The following is a 24098-nucleotide window of genomic DNA, read 5'->3' on the forward strand; positions in this document are numbered from 1 at the left end:
TGAGGCGAGCCAGTCTTATGCGGCCAACGCACGGCGCGTATTCACCTCAATCAAAACCTGCGAACCGTCCTCGCTCGCGGCAACCACGCGCCAATCGTCCAGCTTGTAGAGTGCAGTGAACTCTTGCCATGCTCGGAATTCGTGGTTCGCTGAATAGAATTCGTCAAATAAAATAAGATAGCGGTAGTCTAGCGATCCGCACAGCGTATCGAGCACTGGTCGCGTTGAGATGTAGAGATCGGCATCAAAGTGGATCAACCGGATATCCTTCGGCCATCCGTCTTTCAAGAACAGCGGCACAGTCTCGCTAAACAAGCCCGTCATGATCGAAACGTTCGATTGCGGCGGCTCCGGGAAATGGATACCGCGCTCAGCGTCCGCCATCACCTTGGCACGTGCCACAGGATCATCGGCCCATAGCTCAGTCGGCGCACCAAAACCCTTGATAGACCCCGCCGGGAGTCCGTCCCACGCTTCCGGCAGGCCCTCGAAACAATCGAAGCCAGTGAAGGCTACGGTTTGTGGGAGCCGATCTACGAAATACTTCAGCCAGCCTCCATTGTTGGTCCCGAATTCAATGATTTGGCCTGAGCATGCGTTTGCAGTGAGCCAGTTGATCGCGACATTCCAGATGGGGTGCTTACCGAGCGTCTTGTTGAAGGTTGGCACGATGACAACACGCGAATCGGCTGTGATCTTCTCATTCCAGAATCGTTCGAACCGTAGTGTATTGGCAACGCGTTGGATTGTGTTTCCGAGCAGCTCGAGCCCATTAACAGCCGAAATCGGTAAAGACGCAGCACGCGCAATCATCCGACGCGCCCATCCTGGATGGCGCGGCCATTCACTCTTTGGGACAGTGACAACCGGAAGCGGCTCCCGCGCTGGACCTGGCAATTGTGCCTTCATGCTGCTAACTTCGGGTTGTGAGGGCGCGCGCACTTTCAGAAAACCAGCGAGACGAGAAGATCATCAATCTTTTCCGAACGTACGTTTCCGGTTCTTTGCCTTGCGAGCCAGCCCGTGACAAGTGCCTTTCTGACAACTACCTTACGCCCACAGGCTTCGAGTCATCATATTAGGCAGCCGTTCGGTCGGAGAAAAGGAGCTCATTCATGGCCCCCTCGCACCGGCGCAGTTCAACGCGGTACTGTACTTGGTGGGTCTCACATCTGGACGGATAGTGCAACTCTAGGCTCAGCCCCCAAAAATTGGGCAAATTCGGATGCTTACGCGCTCCTTGATGTGCCCCGGAGGTCCTGCTCCACAACTCGGACAGCCGTAGTGCAGATTTAGTAGTGAGTTTGCCGGCGACATTGGAAGCCCGTTTGCAAAACACTGCCGTGCGGTAGGGATACCAAAGCTAATTGGGAAACCTTTCGATTGCGGCCGCGGAATATCGGGCATTCGGCGCATTTCGGTTTGTGCTAGCCTTCACTGTAGTCCAAGCTTTGAACACCATAGCTTTGTCCAGAACATGGGGGATAGGCCAATTTCGCGGTGATGGGTTTCTTGGTGCTCTCCGGCTTCATTGTTTCTGAGGCAATCGACGCATTTTACCAGCGCCGAGCAACAGCGTTCCTGATCAATCGACTTTTGCGCTTAGTTCCGCCTGCCACATTCGACGCGCGGCCCAGGAACTCTACGCAAGCATACGATTTACAGGAGCATAAAATCATGCAGGTCAGCCGTGTGCTTGAGGTCATTTTCCTGCAGCTGAAAATTACTCTCGAGGAAGCCGTGTGTGAGGCTCTGCTGTACGATACTCTCGTCTGCGGTGGCATCAATCGATGAGGATTGGGCGCTCGCGCTTGGCGATTGAGCCGTGCTCGGCGAGGCAGATGAGGAGGCGAGTAAATTTGCCGAGCCGGCTGCTATACTTGAGATTTCGGTGGTGACTCCCGTGGCCGCATTCTGCATCAAGATCATGGGCCCGTTGACTGCATGTAAGTCCAACAGGCCGGCTACCTTCCAGTCGTGACCGGCGGTTCCAAGGTCCTTCCAGTCAAAAGCCAATCCTTCGTCGTTCACAAACCATTCGACTAGCCGACCACTGGTCTCATTTTGCCAAAGGAGGTCAACTCGGCCATCGTGATTAAAATCGGCTGTTGCTGCGACATCCCATCCCGGCCCCATGGTCCCAACACGAGCCCACGAAGTAGCCAAGCCGTTAGTAAAAAACCACTCAACTCCCTCGTTCGTAGCGGTATCCTGCCAGAGAATATCCGCCGTCCCATCGTGGTTCAGGTCATTGGTCGAGGCAACCTGCCAGTTCGTTCCCATTGTGCCAACATAGGCGTAACTTGGCGCTAGTCCGTTGTTCATAAACCATTCGAGCCCAACGCCTGTGGTCTGATTTTGCCAAAGCAGGTCGTCGGTCCCATCACCATTTAAATCAGCAGATGAAATCACGTGCCAATCAGCCGACATGACGCCCACATCCTGCGTTGAAACCGTATGGCCATTGACGAGAAAATATTCAGTCGCCTGCAAGGTAGTTGTGTTTTGCCACAATAGATCGATGTTTCCGTCATGGTTGTAGTCGCCATGACCAATCACAACCCATCCTTGACCGGGCGTAGCGAACGAAGCAGAGCCAACTACAGTGCCGTTGGAAAGATAGACAATTTCACCGGCTCCCGTCGCGGGTTGAAGCCATAGAATGTCATCGTTGCCGTCGTTATTGAAATCTTGCGCGATAGTGGCAACCCAGCCCGCTCCTGCAGGCTGCAGATTGTTCATCAGATTCGTGCCAGCAACCGTACCATCTCCGAATTGGAAGTTCTCCACATTAGTGACGGTGTCAGTCCCATCGGGTGAGCCGGAACGCTGATCGACAATGGTGAAGATCTGTGTCGTGGAATCATAGGATATGGCGTAGCTGGCTTTGTTCCCCGAATACACTACGGTATCGGTGCCCAAACCGCCGATGATGGTGTCGTTGCCCGCACCGCCAGTGATCTTGTCGTTGCCGCTGCTCCCGTTCAGCGTGTTCGCGATGGCGTTGCCGATGATCGTGTCGTCGCCGGACCCGCCGGTCGCGTTGTCGATGTAGGAGCGTGCGTCGCCGTTATAGAGATAGGCGTTGTAGACGTTGCCCGACGCGTAATGGCCGTTGCCCAGATACGCCAGTTGCACGGAGGAGAACACCGACGAGGCGCCGGGGTTGAGATTGATGCTCAGGTTGGTCGTGTAGTTCGACAGGTCGTAGGTATCGACGCCGCCGCCGTCCCAGACCGTCTCGTAGAGGCGGTTGGCGGAGCCGCCGACGCCGCCGCCCGGCGCGAGCTGCCCGACACCGTTGATGAATTCCTGCCCCGTGGTCGGGTTCCAGCTATAGACGGTGCTGGTGCTCTGTGTGGTGAAGTTCGCACCGTACATCGTTTGCAGTGCGAGGATATCGTTGGCCATATAGGTCTGCGAATATCCGTACGCCTCGTTGGTGTACCCGCCCGTAGTCGAAGCGCCGACATAGCTGCGATAGCTCATGACGGTGTATTCGCTGTCGTCGTGCGCGCTCGGCACTGCGACGTTGGCCGGACCACCGGCTTCCTGACTGTGCTTGAGACCAATGGCATGGCCGAGCTCGTGCAGCGCAGTCGCGAAGTAATAATTGCCGAGTTTAGCCTGCGAATAATTGTACTGAGTCCCGAACCAGATATCGCCGCCGGACGCATAATTGCCCGGATAGTAGGCGTAGGAGGTCGGGTTAGCCGCCGGCGACTGCGCGATCATGATGTCGGCGCCGTTCGTACCCGTGTACTGGATGTTGGCGTTGGTGTAGCCGTTGATCAAACCGATCGCATAGTTGATCGCCGCCTGCATTTGGGTCGGCGCCGAGGCGAAGCCCGAAGTAGTCGGCTCACTGCTGCCGCCGGCGTACGGATTGGGGTAGTCGCTGGGTGAATCCGGAAAGCTGTAGGTGATCGTGCCCGACCATTTGTACCCCGACAGCAGGCCATCGATGTCGGCGTTATTCGTCTTCGTGACCGTGACAGCGGTAGCCAAAGGGGAAACTCCGAATCAGCGAGCCCCGTCCTGTTCGAGGCGTTAACAGATGATTGTAGCTAGAGAGCTGAACGTTTGGTTTAAATGGGGCAAGACCATCGGGCCTCTACCCGCAAAGCGCTATTAGTCCATTCAACCCGTAATCTTACGGGACGCGAATAAGAATCTCGGCTCCCGGAACCTCGTAATTTACAGGATTTTATGGAACGACGTTTACTCCCGGCCGGTCTGTTTGGCGCCTTAATCGCGCTTGCTGGACCGCCCCATTACCCCCTCGGAGGACTGCCTGCCATGGCGGAGAGGGCCAAGGCCCACGATAACGGTAGCGGGGGGCGCGCGCCTTCCATGCCCATGGCCCGCGATCCCGCCACTGCGACGGCGGAGGAATACGAAGCCGCCCGCCGGAAGGGAACGCGGGAGGCTCTTGAGCTCTTCATCGCGCGGCACGGCGATGATCCCCTGGCCGAGCAGGCGCGTGCCGAGTTGAAGCGGCTGTCCCGCTGATCTCACAGCACCGCATCAGGCATGGTATTTCGGCAGACGGCATGGGCGCCGCCCCGGGCTTGCCGCTTGATCTTTCGGCACTATGGTAGGCCCGCAACCTGTTCCGGAGCCTTTCACGATGCCGTTCCCGCATGCCTCGGAAGCCCTGTCGCGCTTCACTGTGCTCGATCTGACCCGGGTCCGCTCCGGGCCGACCTGCGTGCGGCAGCTCGCCGACTGGGGCGCCAACGTCGTTAAGATCGACGCGCTGACCGAGGATGCCGGCGGCGAGCAACCGGGCGGGCCGCGGCGCGGTTCCGACTTCCAAAATTTGCACCGCAACAAGCGGGCGATGGCGCTGAACCTGAAGGACGAGCGCGGACTCGCCGTGTTTAAGCGACTCGCGGCCAAGGCCGACGTCGTGGTCGAGAATTTCCGGCCCGACGTGAAGAAGAAGCTCGGCATCGACTATGAGAGCCTTGCCGCGATCAACCCGCGCATCGTCTATGGCAGCATTTCCGGCTTCGGCCAGCATGGCCCCTATCACAAGCGGCCCGGCTTCGATCAGATCGCGCAAGGTATGGGCGGGCTGATGTCGATCACGGGCGCGCCGGGCGAAGGGCCGATGCGGGTCGGCATCCCCGTCGCCGACCTCACCGCGGGCTTGTTCTGCGCCATGGGCATCCTCACCGCGCTGCTCGAGCGCGAGGTGTCGGGCAAGGGCCAGTGGGTGCAGACCTCGCTGCTGCAGGCCCAGATCTTCATGCTCGACTTCCAGGCCGCGCGCTGGCTGATGGAGAAGGAGGTCGCCAAGCAGGCCGGCAACAACCACCCGACCAGCATCCCGACCGGCGTGTTCAAGACCTCGGACGGCTACATCAACATCGCCACCACGGGCGGGCGGATCTGGGAGCGCTGCGCGCAGGCGATCGGCGCACCGGAGCTCTATGCCCATCCCGACTATGCGACCGCCCCTGCCCGCTCCAAGAACCGCGACGCGCTCAACGCCGAGATCGAGAAGCGCACCGTGACGAAGCCGACCGAGACCTGGGTCCGCGAGCTCAACGAGGCCGGCGTGCCCTGCGGACCTATCTACGCCATCGACCAGATGTTCGAGGACGCGCAGGTCAAGCATCTTGGCATTGCGCAGGACGTGCCGAACGACGAGGACCGCCACATCCGCCTGATCGGCCAGCCCGTGACGCTGTCGCGCACGCCGAGCAGGATGGTGGCGCGGCCGCCGGAATTCGGCGAGCAGACCGACGAGGTGCTGAAGGAGTTCGGCTTCGGGCCCGACGAGATCGCAAGCTTAAGAAGAGCTTTTATCGTCTGAGGCGCTCTCTTGCTTGAGCTGCGATCTTGAGCGCGCTTGGAATCGCCATGCAAACCAATCGAGGGACTATGGACAGCGGGCTTAGCTCATTTACGGTAGACAAGAAGTGGTACAGTTGGGTCCGAGATTTCCGGCGCTTTCCGACGCTCTTGAGCTCAACAACAACCAGCGATGTTCTCGCCGTGATCGCGGTCGCATCGCTACCGTGGTCTACAACCGTCACCTCAATCTTCAGCGCTCTCTGGGTACTTAGCGTGTTCCCAAGGATCCGACTCGAAGAACTTGCTTATTTAGTAGGCCGTTCCAGAGCGGGTTTTGCGGTGGCCCTATTTGCGATAGCCGTGATAGGCACTCTGTGGGCGACTGACGTCTCTTGGACCGCTCGACTACGAGGCGTAAATCCCACGCTAAAGTTTCTTATGATGCCGTTCCTAATATACTACTTTCGAGAGTCATCGCGCTCATTTTGGATACTCTTGGCATTCCTTGGATCTTGCACTGTTCTCCTTGCCTTGTCGTGGGTCACAGCGTTTGTGCCGAATCTCACCCCGACGGCAAGTTTGCAGCCCGGTGTCCCTGTAAAGAATTACATCGATCAAAGCCAATCGTTTGCGTTGTGCGCTGTGGTTTTAGCTTGGCCAATTTCTGAGTTAATCAAAGACGGAAGGACCCATTTGGCGTTGCCTCTGCTCGCGCTATCAATTGTATTTCTTGCCAATCTGACTTTCGTGGTCCTCGCTCGGACAGCTCTAATATATGTGCCGATCATGCTGTTTGTTTTCGGAGCGTTTTATTTGCCGCGCTCACTTTTTTATGGAGCGATTGCATTTAGCTTATTGCTTGCGGGGTCCGCGTGGTTTGCCTCACCCAATCTACAAAATCGAACGAATAGTATCCTGCTCGAATATTCAAAGTACGGCGCCGGCAATGATATAACCTCTGCTGGATTGCGACTCGAGTATTGGCGCAAGTCTGTGGGGTTCGTTCGAGAAGCTCCTGTCGTCGGGCACGGCACAGGATCTACCCAAATGTTATTCGATCGCGCCGCACTGGGGCAAACTGGGCTTGGCGCGGAGACGATCAGCAATCCACACAATCAATCTCTCAGCGTAGCAGTGCAGTGGGGACTAATCGGGTGTGTCGCCTTGTACTCAATGTGGATTGGTCACCTTAGCCTTTTTCGGGGTGCGGGCTTTTATCCATGGCTTGGCTTCATTGTCGTGGTACAGAACGTAGTAAGCTCGCTATTCAACTCGCACCTGTTCGATTTTGTGCCGGGCTGGATCTATGTGATTGGCGTTAGTCTTGCCGCAGGGAGGATCATCCAGCAGAATGACGAATCTGCCGGACGATCGCTATCGAGAAGAACAGAAGACCAGAATGGAATGCGCGCTTTCTATTCCGAGAACGCGGGTCACGGAATCGTTCCTAGTTAACCGACCGCCGGAACTTAGATTCCAGACAGATCAGGAAAACTCGCTTCAAGCGCATTTGCAAACGCGAGAGCCTGTTCGCAGGACAGCGACGAAGCTTGTTTCTCCATGGGACAAGGCAAATGGTATAAGCGCTCTTCTTGACGCAGCCTTGAGTGGGCGGGGGACATGCCGCTGTTTGGATGACGTCACCATCAGGGCGAGCAAGTCGACTACGTACCGGATTGACGTTGCTTGCCTAAAGGATCTCTCAGCAGGCGAGAATGGCCAGTGCTCGGCATCATCACCAGCCCTGCGAACGCTGTATTTTTCCGCTGAGCTTGGAACGAACCAATTCATCGCGGCGGAAACTCGCACTGTCTGGAGTAACAAGTCTTCAATTTCTAGCCAGAAACGGGACGCGATCGCCGCTCTTCTGATAGTCCGCTGCTAGTCGCCATCCCGCGATGTCATGGGCTATACCGCACGCGTCGCAATGCAGCTTCTTTTCACCTAGCAACCGTTGCCCCCGCGCGAGAGCCGCTTCTGAGGCTGGCTCGAGACAGCTTGGACACACAAGCGGCAGACGCCTAGCTTTCCAACGATCTATGAGGTTAAACAAACCTCCGAAAACGAAAAGGTGAAAACGATCTATTCTCATTGTTTGCTCGGTTCTACGCGTGACCTATCGCCGGTTGCTCGGACAAGAGCTCATAGGTTGTAAGCCTGCAGGACTGGGTCCACACAGCAAACGCTCCCATACTTCGCCATTCATTTTTGCATACCTCGAAACGGGAGGTTCCGCGACAGAGAAAAGGGCCGATTGGAGCGATGTACAGACGATCAAACTCCCGCATCCTGGCGCGAGGCATTCTGGTCGATTTCATTTGGACGGCGACCTAACCTACCGCATAAGCCAGATCGATATATCTTGCGTTGCGAGACCTAGTCAGGCCTACGTGCTGGCGGTCGGCTGGGCGGCGGCTCGTTGATATCTCGGGCCCAAGGAGCACCAGTCGCAACTCTTGGTCTCGAAGAGATTTCGTCAGAACTCACACAGGATGAACTAAGAAGGCTTGCGGCGAGGGCAGCCATGCCACCTACAAATCTCGTTCCGTAGGTCAGCAGCAATCCCCTCGCTTGAACTGGAGCTTCCTTCATCACAAAGCACCACGCATGAGTCGGAGGACCAAAGTTATCATGAGGGTGCAAGTGTGTCGAGCTTGGCGACACCTTCCCGGGGTTCGCTCGGAGACTTGCGTCGAGCTGAAGAAACCTGGTTTCAAGCGACCACGCCGCCTAGCTGTGGTGGCGCGACCGCTGGAATGCCGCGATTAGGCGAGGTGCTGAAGGACTTCGGCTTCGGCGCGGACGCGAATACGAAGTTCAGGAAAGCGGAAGCAAGGCAGAAATGACAATGCCCGCCAAGATTGGCGGGCATTGAGGCGGTTTTGCGCCTGCGCAGCTCAGTATTTCGCAACAACGGGCGTTGGAGTGAAGGCATAGTTGAAGCCGGCGCGCAGCACGTGATCGCGGAAGCTTACGTCCGCCTGGTTGGCGGTTCCCACAAAGTAAGTCTTACTCCCGAAATCCATATAGAGATATTCGAGCTTGGCCGACCAGTTCCGGGTGAACTTGCGCTCGACGCCGGCACCCACCGTCCAGCCAATTCGGGTGTCGGTGCTCGTCACCCCGGCCCCGATCGGGAAGTTGAACGCGCCGAGCGGAGTGGTGCCGCCGAGGCCCGGTCCGAAGACCTGGATTCCAAGGGCGGTCGCCGACGAATATTTGAACTCGCCGACAGCGAGACCACCGGTCGCGTACCACAGGGTCTGTGGATCCGAGAGGACGCCGACGCGCCCGCGAAACGTCGCGAACCATTGCAGGTCATAGGAAAGATTACCAGTCAATGTGGCAATGGAGTTAAAATCTGCACCGCCCGGGATGCCGATGATGTTCGAACCGTAACGCGCGCTCGTCGTCGTCACCGTCCGCGACGACCGCTCGCCTGTCGCTTGAATGTCGCCCTCGAGGCCGACGACCCATTTCGGATCCACCTGCCAGTTGTAGCCCAGCTGTCCGCCGGCAAGCCAGCCGTCGACATTCTGACCGAACGAACCGAACTGTGGAGCCGGGAACGGCAGTGCTATCGGCGCTACGGTCGTCTCCGACCTGCCCCAGCTATATCCGGCGTTCAATCCGGCATAGAAGCCGGTCCAGCTCCAGACCGGATCAACGACGGCCGGGGCCTTCACATAGGGTTTCGCTGCCAGATCAGCGGCCACTGCGCTGCTCGCGACCAACGATGCCGCCACAATTCCCATTACAATCTGCTTCATCGCAATGCCCCGTGAGAAATTAAGGGGAGCATAAGCGTCAACGCTGGCCTGAGCTGTCGCACAACAGCAACATTTGGGAACAACCACTAGGCCTCAGCGACTGGACTATGGCGACGCAACGAAGCTAATACACTGATTAAGCTAACTTTTCATGGTGCAGCCGCTTTGCCTCGCCGGCCCCAGCCGACACGGCCGAGCAAGCCCGTCGACCACCGGCCAGAACAGCAGCACGATCTCGAGCGTCGTGCTCGAGCCGACTAGGCCGTTCGACCAGAACACCCCCAAGGGGTCCCGTTCAAGACCCTGACGGCTACATCAGCTAGCCACCACCGAGGTCGCGATTGCGCCCAGGCGATCGGCGAACCCGGAGCTCTATGCCCATCCCGATAGCCCCTGCCCGCTCAACGCGGCGTGCCCTGCGGGCCGATCTAAGCCAGCGACCAGACGTTCGAGGACGCTAGGTCAGGCATCTCCAGCATCGGCCAGGACGTGGCGAACGACGAAGATCGCCACATCCGCCTGGTCGGCCAACTTTTGACGTTGTTACGCACGCCGAGCAGGATGGCGTGGCCGCCGGATTTCGGCGAGCAGACCAACCAGGTCTTAAAGGAGTTCGGCTTCGGCTTGGACGAGATCGCAGGGCTCAGGGACGCTAAGGTGGTATGAGTTCAGAGAGAACCCAGCGCCCGTTAGACTTGACGGCTCAAGCTCTCGCTGCTCTTAAAGGCGAGCGTCAAACGAGGACCCGGTCGAAGATGATCCAAAATTGGCTCCTGGCCGTCTTTAGCGGCTTGATGGTTGCCGGGTGCTTCTTCACTGCCATCTTCGTCGATAGTATCTCCTTTAGGATAAGGGAACGACGATCCCGCCTCGCTGCTTCCCATCGCCGCACCTTCGGGACTCCAACAGCCGTGCGTTGAAACAAACGTCGGTGTCGATCCGAAGGCCTATCCTCGGCCAATCACCTCTACATCCTCTTTGCCGCGGGGGGTCCGAGGATGCTTTCTCGGCCAAACCACTGCACCTCAGAGGACAACGACGTGATCAAGATGCCATCGTTCCCAATGCCAAGCATCCCGGAAATGTATAGATAATCAGATGATTTTGAGCACCCATGCAATCGTCGGTGGCGCGATCGCCAGCCTGGTTCCATCACATCCGGCAGCCGCGGCGATCGCGGGGTTCGCAAGCCATTTTGCAATTGATGCAATTCCGCACTGGGACTATCCCCTTCGCTCAATAAGTCTAGGCAAAGGTGCTAACAATCGCCGCCTGTCCTTCAGCAGCGCGACGCTGAGGGATTTTGCAATTATCGGAATTGATGCGTGCGCTGGCCTCGGGCTTGCGCTTTGGATGTTTGCAACGGAAGGATCAATTTGGACGATTGCGGTCGGCGCCTTCACCGCAATGTTGCCAGACGCCTTGCAATTCGTTCATACCCTTTACCCTCGTGGCTTACTTCACGCCCTCCAACGCTTTCATTGGTGGATACACTCTAAACGCGCGTTGACGGGATTATTTGGCGTGGGCTCGCAGCTCGCATTCGCCGGAATGATCGCTGTACTCGCCAGAAGCTTCTATTGAATCCGGCAGGACTGTGACCCGCGTATGTCGGATCGTCATCCAATGAAGAATGCGGGGTTCTCTCGTGTCTAAGCGGACAAGTTGACGCTTCGTCTACCCTCCGGTTCGGGCCAAGACCGGCCATCGACAGGACGATGCCGAAGTCATGGCAGCCTGTTGTCGGGCACTCCCCATCATGCCAATGAGCCAACCACAAAAGAAGAAGCCAATTAGCGTAAGGAGATAGGTCCTTGCAGAGGGGCCGAGCGCGCCTTGAACGCGATCACCCTCAATTAGCCCAGCGCATAACCTCCTGCGCAGAATTGCGGGCAACAGCACTACAAAACCACCCCTGCTGATTCCCTCTATAGAAGCGTGCATCGACAGACGATGTCGCAGCATTCAAGGCGACCATGATCAGGCAGGCGGTGAGGAGGAATCGAGGCCGGAGTGCCAAGCGGGCCGACTCATTAACGAACCAGATGTCCAGACGCGTAGGTCAAGCATCTCGGCCTCAAAAGGGGAGGACCAAATCCGCTTAACGGGCCAGCCGCTTACGCTGCCACGGTCGCCGAGCAAGATGACGCGCCCGCCGAATTGGGCGGAAGAATTAGATTGAAGCGGCGGAACAGCGGCAGAAATTGACCGCCTATTGGCCTCCCGATAGCCTCACCCAAATACTACTTTGCAGCCAGAGCAAACGGCATCATGGCCGGTCGAAATGTCCCTTGTATGATCTGCCCGGTGTGCCAGTCCGTTTACCTACGTTCCATAAGAGCCTGTGCCAGGCCGGAAACGGGGCAGTTCTCATGTACCACTTGTGGCGAGATCATCGCCCGGTGGCATACGCCATACGTACCCATCTACACCACGAGCGACCAGACAGACTTACTTTCCACGAAGCCAGTTCGTAACACAAAGTTCGATTTTGCGAAGGCTATAGCGGACGAGATATGCGAACCGAGAACGAACGTAACGATTTTTAGCGCAAGCTTAGTTGACGATAAAGTATAGCGACTTTCTCGCCAGGGATAGGTTTCGACCCCGGCACAGGCATCGAGGCCTGTCGAAGCTGCCGCGCGCCAGCGAACATTATTTGGCTAAACTTGCAGGGACGTGGCTTTAGCTCGTTTCATCTGTCGAAAGCGCGTCAGAATCCGGTCAATAACCGGCCAGAACAGCAGCACGATCGCCAGCGTCGTGATCGAGCCGACCAGGCCGTTCGACCAGAACACCTTGAGGTCGCCGCCGGAGCCGATCATCGACAGGCGGAAGGCATCCTCGGCGCGGTTGCCGAGCACGAGCGCGAGGGTGAACGGCGCCAGGGGAATGCCGATCTTCTTGAAGACGTAGCCGACGATGCCAAAGCCGAGCATCAGCCAGATGTCGAACATCGCGTTCTGGATCGCATAGGCGCCGATCGCGCAGGACACCACGATCATCGGCGCCACCGCGGCAAACGGCACGCGCAAGATCGAGGCGAAGATCGGCACCGTCGTCAGCACCAGCACGAGGCCGACGACATTGCCGAGATACATCGAGGCGATCAGGCCCCAGACGAAGTCCTTGTGCTCGACAAACAGCAGCGGCCCCGGATTGAGGCCCCACACCATCAGGCCGCCGAGCAGGATCGCCGCGGTGCCCGAGCCGGGAATGCCGAGCGCCAGCATCGGCAGCAGCGCCGAGGTGCCTGACGCATGCGCCGCGGTCTCCGGCGCGAACACGCCCTCGATGCGGCCCTTGCCGAAACTTTCGGGATCCTTGGCGAAACGCTTGGCAAGGTTGTAGCCCATGAAGGAGGCCGCGATCGCGCCGCCCGGGGTGATGCCGAGCCAGCAGCCGATGAAGGAGGAGCGCAGCAGCGTCGACCAGTATTTCGGCAGGTCCCTCCAGACGCCGAGCACGACGCGGAGCGAAATGCTTGCGGCGTGGCCGCGCAGCGCCAGCCGCTCCTCCATCGTCAGCAGGATCTCGCTGATGCCGAACAGGCCGATCACGGCGACCAGGAAGTTGATGCCGCGGAGCAACTCCGGCGAGCCGAAGGTCATGCGGAGATTGCCCGACACCGTATCCATGCCGATGCCGGCGAGCAGCAGCCCCAGCGACATCGAGATGACCGTCTTGTGTTTGGCCTCGCGCCCCAATCCGACGAACGAGCAGAATGTCAGCAGATAAACCGCGAAAAACTCGGGCGGGCCGAACTTCAGCGCAAAGGACGAGATCATCGGCGCGAGGAACGTGATCAGCAGCACCGCGACCAACGAGCCGATGAAGGAGGATGTGAACGCCGCGGTCAGCGCCTCCGCCGCCCTGCCCTGCTGCGCCATCGGATAGCCGTCGAAAGTGGTCGCGACCGACCAGGCTTCGCCCGGGATGTTGAACAGGATCGAGGTGATCGCGCCGCCGAACAGCGCGCCCCAATAGATGCAGGACAGCATCACGATCGCCGAGGTCGGATCCATCGTGAAGGTGAGCGGCAGCAGGATCGCGACGCCGTTGGGGCCACCGAGGCCCGGCAGCACGCCGACGAAGATGCCGAGCACCAGCCCGACCATCATCAGCACGAGCGTCTTCCACGTCAGCAGGACGGCAAAGCCGTGAAGCAGGAGACCGAACGCTTCCATCGCGGGACCGCCTAGCGGCCGAAGGCCGCTTCGAGCGGCCCTTTCGGCATGATGACGTCGAAGGCGACATCGAATGTGACGAACATGATCGCCGTGAACACACAAGCGGTGAGCAGCGACTTCCACAACGCGATCTTGCCGACGAAGCGCATGAAGCCCGAGATCAGGAGGAAGCTCGCGACATAGAGGCCGAGGAACTGCATCACGAGGCAGAACAGCAGCGTCGGCACGAACACCGCCATGACGCGGCGGGCCTGTGCGCGCGTGACGAAGGTTCCGGACGCCGCACGCCGCGCCAGCAGCGCCACGATCAGGCCGTAGAGGCTGCCGCCGCCGAGGATGACCGAGAGATAGAACGGAAAATAACCGGGTTCGGGCCCGGTCGAATCCCAGGATGCGCCGGTGCGCCAATTGTCGTAGCCGAGCGTGACGGCCAGCGCGAGCAGCAGCAGGCAGACGACAATCTCGATCGTGCCGGACGAGACGACGGAGGGCGAGTCGTCTTCAGGCGCGGTCGGATCGTCGACGACGATTTCAAGATCGGTTTGGGACATGCTCTGTTAGGGACGGAGTGCGTTCAATTTCCCCTCTTCCCGCGCGCGAGGAGAGGGTTGGAGTGAGGGGGAGTCTCCACAAGGACGGTGAGAGCGGACTCGCGGAGAGAGCCCCTCACCCCAGCCCTCTCCCCCGTAAGAACGGGGAGAGGAAGAAGAAAGAGACGACTACTTCGCGACAAATCCGGCTTCCGTCATCAGCGACTTGTTGATGGCATCGTCCTCCTCGAGGAACTGCACCATATCCTTGCCGGTGAGGAAGATCGGCTTCAGCGCCTGCTTCTCCATGTAGTCCTTGTACTCGGCGGTCTGCGTCACCTTGTGGAACAGCTCGACATAGAACGCCTGCTGCTCAGCCGTCACCTTGCCGGGCAGGAACATCGCGCGCAGCATCAGATATTGCACGTCGACGCCCTCCTCCTTGCAGGTGGGGATGTCGGCCCAGGACTGGGTGTCCGTCACCTTGCTGGTGTAGGAGATGCGCTCCTTGTCAAACACGCAGAGCGGACGCACCTGGCCAGCGCGCCAGACTTCGAGATTTTCCGATGGATTGTTGACGTTGGCTTCGGTGTGGTTGCCGACCAGCTGGGTCGCGGCCTCGCCGCCGGACTTGTAGGGCAGATAGGAGAATTTTGCGCCGGTCTTCTGCTCGAGGAAGACGGTCAGCACATGGTCCTCGCGCTTGGAGCCGGTGCCGCCCATCTTGAACGGCGCGCTCGCCGCCTTCGCGGCCGCGACGAACTCCTTCACCGTCTTGGGGCCCGCGCTGTTGTCCCAGAGCACGAACTGGTCGAGCGCGACCACCGAAACCGGGGTCAGCTCACGCCAATTGAAGGGGATCTTGGCCGACAGCGGCAGCATGTAGATCAGCGAATAGGCGATCAGCACCTTGTTCGGATCGCCCTCGCTGGACTTCATGTACATCAGCGCTTCGGCACCCGAGGCGCCGCCCTTGAGCGAGACGACGATCGGCTGCTTCATCAGATTGTTCTTCTGGATCGCGGCCTGCATCATCCGCGCCATCTGGTCGGAGGCGCCGCCCGCACCCGCCGCCACCACGATCTCGACCGGCTTTGCCGGCTCCCAGCCGGCAACAGCCGGAGTGCCGCACAGCGCGACTGTCAGCGCAATCGCGGCCTTCATTCCATGTCCCACGGGCGTCTTCCCTATGTTCTTGTTCGGATTGGAAATTCAGAGATGAATTCAGGAGCATTGTGCTGGCGAATTCGCCCGAATTCAAGCCATCCGACGCCATCCCCGTTATGACTTTGGAATGAGATCTGAAATGAGACAAGCCTCGCCCTCCTAAGCTACAAGCGATCCGCGGAGCTCATAGACTCGGAGCAAGCAATCAGTGGCCCTGATCAGGGCCTAAAGTTATAAGGAATGGGCCCCTTCGATTAAGTGAAATTTCCGAAAATGCAAAAAAGCTAAAAGTAAGAAAGCTAAGAGTGACGAGTGATGCCGCGCCTGCTCTACATCAACGAAAAATTTGGCCACGATGCGACCATCATACTGGAGAGCGGAGACGCCTGCTGGATCTCGGTGGGCAAGAAGGGCGTCTTGGTGCGTTCGCACAAGCATAACTTTTGGGGCGGATTGCTGGGAGGCCTCTTTGGCCCGAAGCTCTACCAGGAACGAAACATCTACCAGGCACTAAGTGTCGCCCAAGCTCTCGCGTCAACGTTTCCGCCGGTTCCACAAATTCGGTGCAGAGACATGATGCTGAGGGCATTTTGTACAGCAGTCTGGCAGTGCTCGTCACCAGAACGTGTCAAGGCCATACTAAATGATCCGGAGTTGCTCGCCGCGTAATTGCTTCGCTTCACCGAGCCCATTTTGCGGCCACGCCGCGCTTGCAATTTTCTGATCTGACCATATTGCTGAAGTATGAATACGCGTAGAAAAGTAAGTTTAGACCTCGACCACGCGCGGCGGAGAACGCGGTGGAAAGTCCAGTGGGGAGTTCCCGCCCGAGCCGCTGGCGGCGCTGCAAGGGCAGCCGCCCTATCACATGACGAGCGCAGGGAAATAGCTCGGAAGGCCGCTAAAGCCCGCTGGGCGAGACACTTGCCGCAAGCGACGCATGAAGGCGTCCTTCAATTCGGAACCATCGAGATCGAGGTTGCGGTCCTCGACAACGGGCAGCGCGTGATCACTCAGAGTGGCTTCATGGTGGGCCTAGGCCGCATTCGCCCGCCCAAAGGACGTCAGTATTACAGGAGCGGCCCCAATCTCCCTGCTTTTTTGACAGTGCAGAGTCTCAAGCCTTTTATCGGCGAAGACCTTTTCGCGATAGCCGACCAGATCGAATTCCGCACCAAGCAGGGCGTTAAGGCGTTCGGGTACGCGCCGAACTTCCTCCCAAAGGTCTGCGATGTCTTTGCGCGCGCACAACATGCTGGAGTCCTAAAAGCCACTCAGCACGACATCGCCAACCGCGCCCAAATTATCGCTAAGCAGCTCGCACGCTCATGCACGAAGCGTCTCATAGATGAAGCGACGAGTTACCAAGAAATTCGCGAGACACAGACGCAGCAGAATATTTATCGGCGCGAGGAATGAAGCAAAGCTCCCCCACAGGTTCCGCGGCATCAATCTAGGATAGGACTTATTTAGTTTAGCGCTGAGCCATAGCCTGATTAGCGAACTGGAAGAGCGAGGCAGTTGGCGGTAAATTTGCCGTAGCGCGTCGCTATCCGATGATGTTGCTCGATCCGTTGAAGAACCGCTCAATTGATTGCCACCGCTATAAGGACCACGCATGAGCTTCCTTCAAGGCGTCCTTATTGTTTTAATGCTGGCCGGCGCAGGTACAGCCGTGTTCGCTAAGGGTGCGTCGCAGGATCCAAAACCTAAATCGCAATGCCTCGTGAATGCTTCCGAACTGCCGTCGGGAGCACCAAAGGTCATGTGTCCAACCCGCAGCTCACCGGGAGGCTTTTGCGTCTGTCCAAGATTCACTAAGGACGGCGAGGCGGACGGACACTTTGTTGGGACGGCAAGATAGCCAACCGCCTCCAAGGCAATGAACGCGCTCGGCGTTAAATTGGTGGCCGAGCCTATCGACGACCAGCAGAAGGTGGCTTGATTGCGCCGCACTACTCTCCCGCCTGCCACCGGCCGGAGACATCGAGGATTATCCTAACGCCCGCGCCTTGTTCGGCAAAAGCGGCTTGATCAAACGGTAGTGCCACTTTTGGTTTCCAATACAGCAGCGGCGGCGGCGGCGCGGACCAATGCTGAATCCCACGCCGCCGCGCAATCGGCTCTGCCGAAAATGCCTCCTTCAACGCGAAGTGACATCGACAAAATAACCACTCTTCAGGAACTCGAAGTCGTCATCCTTTGTCGAATAATGCGCATACCGGTGCTCAATTAGCGCCCGCGACCGGCAGTCATTATCCTCTAGGCTGCAAGTTACAGCAAAGCCGCCGACCAACAGTTCTTTTGCTACGTCACGACGAACATACATTCGTATGTTGTCAATGATGAGGGGTTCATATGACCGAGTAAACGACGCTAGCTTGTAGAGCATTGGAATCTCTGCCCACATCTCATGCGCCTCGATTACCTCGGGGCGCTCGGTAGATATGACGTCATCTAGTGCGCCGTACCCTTGATGGGCAAGGATTCGGTTCGCGAGAAGGCCTAAATCCACGATCCTCACGCGTGAGCAACAAAGGCCGACACCACCCACGTCGGGCGTCAGAAAGCTAATACTCGCCCTGCCTGTCAATTCCCGGATCCGATCCACGGCAAGTCCGGTGAGCCGGTAGGATGCGGGCGTTACACCGAATGGAGCAGACTGTGCCTGCGATCTGATTGTCAGATAAGCTTGCGAGAGCGGCGGCTTGGCGCTTGACCACCAGCTGACTACAACCGTTACTATTGCGGCAATCAAAACATATGAGCGTTGCAGTTCACTGCGAAACAACTCGAGTTTCTTAGACCAAAACCCGAGTAAAAGAAGTGCAAACGGGAAAGCGAGCGTTTGCATTCGCCCCACGTAACCCCAATTAGTCCCTATTGCAGAGTTGAATGCAATTACTCCGAACATGGGGGCAAAGAGATATAGCGACTTGGTGAATAGCTCCGTTCGCTGATTAAACGCGTCTAAAAAGCAAGCAAAGTGCAAATACGCTATGATAGCTATAGACGAGAACAACAGTGGCATCGCCCTTACGACCTCGAATGCCGCAGAGACCTTTTTGACTAACTCCCTTAGGTTGTCTTCGTGGTAGGGAGGCTGCATTTTGGCGTAGATGGTGTTAGGAACCCAATCCGAGAAAAGCCAGAGCCGCAGGGCCTCTGTCCCACCCAGCACTGCCGTGCCCGTAAGCGCCAGGATCACGAAGTCTTTGGTCCGGCGCTCGTATAAAAGCGGTGCAAGGATGAATGCGTAGTAGACCAATGCCTCAAAACGAGTAAGGAGGAACACACTCCCGAAGGCTGCAGCCTGCAACAGATTTGGGCGAAAATATAAATTCCGTACGACCCCAACCCCCGTGAAACACAAGAGCGGCATTTCCATTCCGTTCGCGATTTCGCTCAAAGACATTCCGAGAGCAGCGTAGGTCGAGAGCAACAGGGTCGAGGCGAACTTATCGAGTTTAAGATCCTTGGTTAGCAACCAGATCTGAAGGATCGAAAGGCAGAAGAAGAGCCCCGTCATGCCCTGAGCAACGGCGATGGCAGTAGCAAAGCTCGGCTGGAACAGGGCGACGAACGAATTAGTTAGGAACCACGCGATAGTGGAAAACCCCTCCACCTGTTCCGAAAGCGGCGTCAGTGCGATGCGGCCGGTCGCAGCGAAGGTCTTCGAGTAAGCGAGTGTGATCGCGCCGTCGTCCCATCCCCGTGTTCCGACTAAGAGGACTACAGCCATCGTGATCGCCACCTGCATTGCGATAGGCACTGCGATCGCAATTTTAGTGTTCGAGTTTCGAATCTCACGGTTCATCTCACGCCTGCCATGTCATCGAAAGAGGATCATTGAGGCAGTCCAGGACTAGCGCAGACGATCATGCTGGCGGGGCTCTTTATGGCACCGGCATAACAAGTTAGAGACTTTTTCACCATGAGACCTCAACGTCCATTTAAGTTGGCAGCGGGGGTGCGGATTGGCGATGAACCGAGATCTCAAGGAGTTTCATCGTCTCGAACGATTTTGCTTAGAGCTTGCGGCCGAGGCTTCCGATGATATTGAGCGGGCCGGACTATTGGCAGTTGCTGGCGATCTTCGAGTAGAGTCAGCAGGTTTGTCCCCCACGGCCCCGTCCCAAGAGCAACACTGACAGGTTCTCGCTAATGACGGACTAAGATCGTGGCGAGGCTGGCGCGCGATATGCTTAGGTTCAGCCGCCCCGCCGATCGTGCGGAACGACGCGGTATCGGCCGCAGGGGCCGTTCTTGTCCGACCTTTGCGGCCTTTCTGCTTGTCAGCAGACCTGTGTGAGTTTTGACACACATTCGGGAATATTCGGCAACAACGGAACGGTTGGCGTCGTGCTTTGGATTCGGTGAAGGCCTCAGTCCCATGAGGCAATAGCCTGTCCGGAGGCCCCAGCATCATGCCCCCCGGCCCGATGCTGGGGCCGCCACGGAGCGTGGGGGCTATTTGCAGGCTGGCGTATCTGGCCGCTGTTGAACATAGAATGCGAAAACTGATTTATTGCGGCCGTCGTGCTTCCATGTCCTTGTCAAATATCTGGCTTGGCTGGGGATAAGCAGACATACGCGGCGGCTCACCGGTAGCCCCTGAGATCAGGCGAAGGCCCTTGCGACCGGCGCGGCCTTCAATCCACACGAGGACGCGCAACTGATGCTCACGGGCGACCTGCATCAACGCATCTTCCACGGCCGCACGCGGGGCGTGAGGACCATGAAGGCGGCCCAATGCGAACCGCGTCCCTGCTTCCGGCCAACTTAAACGATCATCAGTTCCACCAAAGCTTTGCTAACCAAACAATCCTTCTGAGAGAAATTGCCCATGGCAGAACCGCTCCTTATGAAACTGGAAATGATTGCTCCTTTAGGTTGAAAGCAAAATGAAGTCGCAACGCCCTTCAAAGACTTCAAAAGCAAAAGCGATCGCGTGAAAAAAGAGACTATTGGCACGTCGGCCGATCCCGGCCTCTGCATCAGGCCTAACGAGACGTTGCACACGTACTCGCCGCTTGCGATCGGCCTAGTGATGGGGGCCGGATTTGCAGGCCTTGGGCTCCGTTACTTCGCCCGGGAGCACGCCACCGACGACGCCATTCAGTTCCTGATCCCGTGGTATGCCTTTGCTCGAGATCACGGTAATGCTGCACTGGCCGAACCTTTCACCAACTACACCCCGGTTTATAGCTATCTCCTGCTGATCGCCGCCCATTTTGATTGGCTGGGACAGCCACTGTCCCTCGTGAAAGCGATCTCGGGAGTATTCGAGCTGGGCTGTGCGCTCGTCGTCGCCCAGATGGTCTGGCGAGCGACAAAGGTACCGTTGCGCGCGTGCGTGGCCTTGTGCGCGGTTTGGCTTGCACCTACGGTGATCTTCAATGGCGCATTGTGGGGGCAGGCCGATTCGATCTGGACCTTCTTCACCCTGGTTTCCGTGGCGCTTTTCATGCGGGACCGAAATGGCGTTGCGCCATTTGCGATGGCGTGTTCTGTGAAGGCTCAGGGCGTGTTCCTGGGACCCTTCGTGCTCGGCATGATGTTGCGCCGCCGGATCCACCTGGCGTGGCTAGCTACCGTTCCCGGAATCTACGTGGTTCTCGCGATACCGGTTCTCGTCGCCGGCAGATCGTTAGTCTCCGTGTTTGCGGTCTATTTGGACCAAGCTCACACATTCAATCGCCTCACCATGAACGCAGCGAACATCTGGGTGTTGGCTGGAGGAATGCCGTACGCGATCGGGGTCGCCGTCGGCATGGTGCTCGCGGCGGCGAGCGGGCTCGCCTTATCGATTTTCATCGCGCGCTCTCAACGGGCGGGGCCGGAGTTTATTCTGCTGGCCGCATGTGTATCGCTTATGCTCATGCCGTATTTGCTCCCGAAGATGCACGAGCGGTACTTCTACGCGTTTGAGCTTGCGTCGATCGCGCTGGCCTGCCTCAATCCGCGCTATTTGCCCTTCGCGGTGATTGCTCAGGTCGACGGCGTGTTATCCTATCTCGCGTTTGAAACCGGAATCGTCCTGGGGGTGCTGCCGGCGGCACTCTGCAACAGCCTTCTCGCGTACTACCTCGTGCTTGATCTTTGGCGGAGCGAACGTCGATTTCGCCTACCGAAGCTAGCCTGGGTCGGCTTCATCGTGTCGGCCGCGGGATTATTCTCCTATCTGGTCTTCGAAGGACCCGGCTGGGACATATCCCCCGTGTACCTGCTCGCCACGGGTCTCGTCACGGCTGCGGCGCTGCGGCTCCTCAAAGACTCGCAACAGGCGCCCACCAGCGGTCAAGAAGCAGCAACGCTCTGATTGAGCAGAAAATTTCTGCTTAGATCTCAAAGCCGACGTCTGCGCCCTTATGAGTACACGCCCTAATATGGCGCAGCCGTTCAATGACGCAGGCTACTTGCCCTTCCAGTTCGGCGTACGCTTGTTGAGGAAGGCATCCATGCCCTCGCGAAAATCTTCGCTCATATAGGCCTTCAGGATCAAGTCCTCGCCCTCTTCGCGCGACAGCGTGCGGCGGATGCGGCGCACCGCTTCCTTGGTCGCTTCCAGCGTGAGCGGCGCGTGGCTGGCGACGAGCTTTGCGGTCTCGTCGGCGCGGCGCTGCAGCGTCTCGACGTCGGGCACGACCTCGTTGAGCAGGCCAAGCGCCAGCGCCTCCGGCGCCTCGACGAGCCGCGCCTTGAAGATCAGATCCTTGGTACGGGCGGGACCCACCAGCGCCACGACGCGGCTGATGTTGGACATCGACAGGCAGTTGCCGAGCGTGCGCGCGATCGGAAAGCCCATCCGCGTCGTCTCGGTGCCGATGCGCAGGTCGCAGCAGGCCGCGATGCCGGCGCCGCCGCCGGTGCAGGCGCCGGCGATGGCCGCGATCACGGGCACGCGGCACTGCTCGAGCGTGCCGAGCACGCGGTCGATGCGGGCCTCGTAGTCGAGCGCGTCCTGCGCGGTCTTGAACGCACGGAACTGGGAAATGTCGGTGCCGGAGGCAAACGCCTTGTCGCCGGCGCCGGTCAGGATCAGCGCCTTGATCGAACGGTCCGCGTTGATCTCCTGGCAGATCTCCGCCATGCGATCATACATGGCGAAGGTCATTGCGTTGCGCGCCTGCGGGCGGTTGAAGGTGATCCGCGCGATGCCGTCCGTGACGGAGTAGAGCAGGTCTTCGTTGGCAGTCGTCGGTGCGTTCATCGCGCGCTCTCGTCTCTTAAGTTCGTCGAGGCCTGCCGAGGCGTTAAGCCACCTGAGCCTTGGTCATCGGCACCGCGTCGCGTCCCTTCAGGACGTCCATGGCCGCCAACACGCCGCCGCTCCGGTGCGGAATTTTTGCCAGATCCAGACCCATCTCGACGCCGGCGAGCGTACCCATCAGCATCAGATCGTTGAAGTGGCCGATATGACCGATGCGGAAGACCTTGCCCTTGACCTTGTTCAGGCCGGTGCCGAGCGACATGTCGAAGTTCTCCAGCACAACCTTGCGGAAGGCGTCGGCGTCGTGGCCATCAGGCACGCGCACGCCGGTCAGCGCAGGCGAGTGCGCAGCCGGGTCGGCGCACTGCGTCTCCAGGCCCCAGACCTTGATCGCGGCGCGTGTCGCCGCGCTGTGGCGCTTGTGGCGGGTCCAGACGTTCTCCAGCCCCTCCTCCTCCAGCATCTTGACCGCTTCGCGCAGGCCATAGAGCAGGTTGGTGGCGGGCGTATAGGGGAAGGTGCCGAGCTTGTTGAAGTTGATGACTTCCTGCCAGTCCCAGTAGGAGCGCATGCCGGGGTTGGCCTTCGCCACGGCCAGCGCCTTGTCCGAGACGGCGTTGAAGCCGAGGCCGGGCGGCAGCATCAGGCCCTTCTGGGAGCCGGCGACCGAGACGTCGATGCCCCAGGCGTCGTGCTCGTATTCCATCGAGCCGAGGCCGGAGATGGTATCGACCATCAGCAGCGCCGGATGTTTGACGCGGTCGAGCAGCTTGCGCACCTCCAGTGGCGGCGTCACGCAGCCGGTCGAGGTCTCGTTGTGCACGACGCAGACGGCCTTGATCGCGTGCTGCTTGTCGGCGGCAAGACGCTTCTCGATCTCCGCAAGGTCGGCGCCGTGGCGCCAGTCGCTCGGGATGAAGTCGACGTCGAACCTGAACTTGTCGGCGATGCCGCGCCACAGCACGGCGAACTGGCCGGTCTCGCACATCAGGAGCTTGTCGCCAGGCGCGAACACGTTGACCATCGCCGCTTCCCAGGCGCCGGTGCCGGACGAGGGGAAGATGACCACGGGCTGCTTGGTGCGGAACACCCGCTGCATCGAGGCAAGAACCGCAAAACCGAGCTCGGCGAACTCCGGACCGCGATGGTCCAGGGTCGGCATGTCCATCGCCCGCAGCACCCGGTCGGGCACGTTGGTCGGTCCTGGAATCTGTAAGAAATGCCTTCCAGTGTGCACGGTCATCGGCGTCCTTCCCGGTCTTTGAGGCTTGTCTCGACGTGAGCGTCGGGAGGCCCGAATTCGGGGCTCCCGCGAGCCGCTCGCATATCACTATTCGCCGGGCTTGTCCCTCGCCCGGCGAGGTCCGTCAATGCCCAAGAAGCAGGGCTCGCTTGCCAAGGGCCGTGACGGGAGGCAAGACGG

Annotated in this window: 17 protein-coding genes; 8 read left to right on the forward strand and 9 right to left on the reverse strand. The window is 58.7% G+C overall.

What is annotated here, in order from left to right; genetic code table 11:
* Window positions 1-15: 15 nt before the first annotated feature.
* Together RAD04_RS22150 and RAD04_RS22155 are read right to left on the reverse strand one after the other, a co-directional pair.
* Entirely contained in the window at window positions 16-909 is an 894-nt protein-coding gene (locus RAD04_RS22150) for a hypothetical protein (protein ID WP_461625454.1), read from the reverse strand.
* Window positions 910-1659: 750 nt separating this feature from the next.
* Window positions 1660-4008, reverse strand: a complete 2349-nt coding sequence (locus tag RAD04_RS22155; RefSeq protein WP_461625455.1) for an FG-GAP-like repeat-containing protein — start codon at window positions 4006-4008, stop codon at window positions 1660-1662.
* Between the two features lie 345 nt (window positions 4009-4353).
* On the opposite strand from RAD04_RS22155, the gene RAD04_RS22160 reads away from it, so the two are divergent.
* From RAD04_RS22160 to RAD04_RS22170, 3 genes are all read left to right on the forward strand, one after another.
* Window positions 4354-4512, forward strand: a complete 159-nt coding sequence (locus RAD04_RS22160) for a hypothetical protein (protein WP_461625456.1) — start codon at window positions 4354-4356, stop codon at window positions 4510-4512.
* A 118-nt stretch (window positions 4513-4630) separates the two neighbouring features.
* On the forward strand, window positions 4631-5824 hold the full coding sequence (locus tag RAD04_RS22165; RefSeq protein WP_461625457.1) for a CaiB/BaiF CoA transferase family protein: 1194 nt from the start codon (window positions 4631-4633) through the stop codon (window positions 5822-5824).
* A 533-nt stretch (window positions 5825-6357) separates the two neighbouring features.
* The gene (locus RAD04_RS22170; RefSeq protein ID WP_177237334.1) at window positions 6358-7260 is read left to right on the forward strand and encodes an O-antigen ligase family protein; all 903 of its coding nucleotides are present in this window, start codon (window positions 6358-6360) and stop codon (window positions 7258-7260) included.
* 1442 nt (window positions 7261-8702) lie between these two features.
* Here the strand turns inward: RAD04_RS22170 and RAD04_RS22175 are convergent.
* Window positions 8703-9575: an outer membrane protein gene (locus RAD04_RS22175; protein WP_461625458.1), complete on the reverse strand. Its 873-nt coding sequence runs from the start codon at window positions 9573-9575 to the stop codon at window positions 8703-8705.
* 489 nt (window positions 9576-10064) lie between these two features.
* Between RAD04_RS22175 and RAD04_RS22180 the strand changes: the two genes are divergently transcribed.
* Window positions 10065-10241 (forward strand): hypothetical protein, encoded by a 177-nt coding sequence (locus RAD04_RS22180; RefSeq protein ID WP_461625459.1) that lies wholly within the window; start codon window positions 10065-10067, stop codon window positions 10239-10241.
* 432 nt (window positions 10242-10673) lie between these two features.
* Complete coding sequence (locus RAD04_RS22185; protein ID WP_183232942.1) at window positions 10674-11159, forward strand: hypothetical protein; 486 nt, start codon at window positions 10674-10676, stop codon at window positions 11157-11159.
* A 1079-nt stretch (window positions 11160-12238) separates the two neighbouring features.
* Here the strand turns inward: RAD04_RS22185 and RAD04_RS22190 are convergent.
* The 3 genes from RAD04_RS22190 to RAD04_RS22200 form a co-directional block, all read right to left on the reverse strand.
* Window positions 12239-13762 (reverse strand): tripartite tricarboxylate transporter permease, encoded by a 1524-nt coding sequence (locus RAD04_RS22190; RefSeq protein WP_461625460.1) that lies wholly within the window; start codon window positions 13760-13762, stop codon window positions 12239-12241.
* An 11-nt stretch (window positions 13763-13773) separates the two neighbouring features.
* Window positions 13774-14316, reverse strand: coding sequence for a tripartite tricarboxylate transporter TctB family protein (locus tag RAD04_RS22195; protein ID WP_461625461.1), 543 nt, complete (start codon window positions 14314-14316; stop codon window positions 13774-13776).
* Window positions 14317-14484: 168 nt separating this feature from the next.
* Entirely contained in the window at window positions 14485-15459 is a 975-nt protein-coding gene (locus RAD04_RS22200) for a Bug family tripartite tricarboxylate transporter substrate binding protein (protein ID WP_165637466.1), read from the reverse strand.
* Window positions 15460-15777: 318 nt separating this feature from the next.
* Here RAD04_RS22200 and RAD04_RS22205 point away from each other — a divergent pair, with 318 nt between their 5' ends.
* Window positions 15778-16131, forward strand: a complete 354-nt coding sequence (locus RAD04_RS22205; protein WP_179737568.1) for a hypothetical protein — start codon at window positions 15778-15780, stop codon at window positions 16129-16131.
* A gap of 255 nt (window positions 16132-16386) precedes the next feature.
* Window positions 16387-16881, forward strand: a complete 495-nt coding sequence (locus RAD04_RS22210; RefSeq protein ID WP_461625462.1) for a hypothetical protein — start codon at window positions 16387-16389, stop codon at window positions 16879-16881.
* A 724-nt stretch (window positions 16882-17605) separates the two neighbouring features.
* On the opposite strand, the gene RAD04_RS22215 is transcribed toward RAD04_RS22210, so the two are convergent.
* Window positions 17606-19279, reverse strand: coding sequence for a hypothetical protein (locus tag RAD04_RS22215; protein WP_461625463.1), 1674 nt, complete (start codon window positions 19277-19279; stop codon window positions 17606-17608).
* Window positions 19280-20413: 1134 nt separating this feature from the next.
* Between RAD04_RS22215 and RAD04_RS22220 the strand changes: the two genes are divergently transcribed.
* Entirely contained in the window at window positions 20414-21784 is a 1371-nt protein-coding gene (locus RAD04_RS22220; protein WP_461625464.1) for a hypothetical protein, read from the forward strand.
* Between the two features lie 93 nt (window positions 21785-21877).
* Here RAD04_RS22220 and RAD04_RS22225 read toward each other — a convergent pair whose 3' ends face one another.
* Together RAD04_RS22225 and RAD04_RS22230 are read right to left on the reverse strand one after the other, a co-directional pair.
* The gene (locus RAD04_RS22225) at window positions 21878-22675 is read right to left on the reverse strand and encodes an enoyl-CoA hydratase/isomerase family protein (RefSeq protein WP_461625465.1); all 798 of its coding nucleotides are present in this window, start codon (window positions 22673-22675) and stop codon (window positions 21878-21880) included.
* A 43-nt stretch (window positions 22676-22718) separates the two neighbouring features.
* On the reverse strand, window positions 22719-23918 hold the full coding sequence (locus RAD04_RS22230; RefSeq protein WP_461625466.1) for a pyridoxal-phosphate-dependent aminotransferase family protein: 1200 nt from the start codon (window positions 23916-23918) through the stop codon (window positions 22719-22721).
* Between the last annotated feature and the right edge of the window lie 180 nt (window positions 23919-24098).

This window comes from Bradyrhizobium sp. 25ACV (assembly GCF_054863005.1).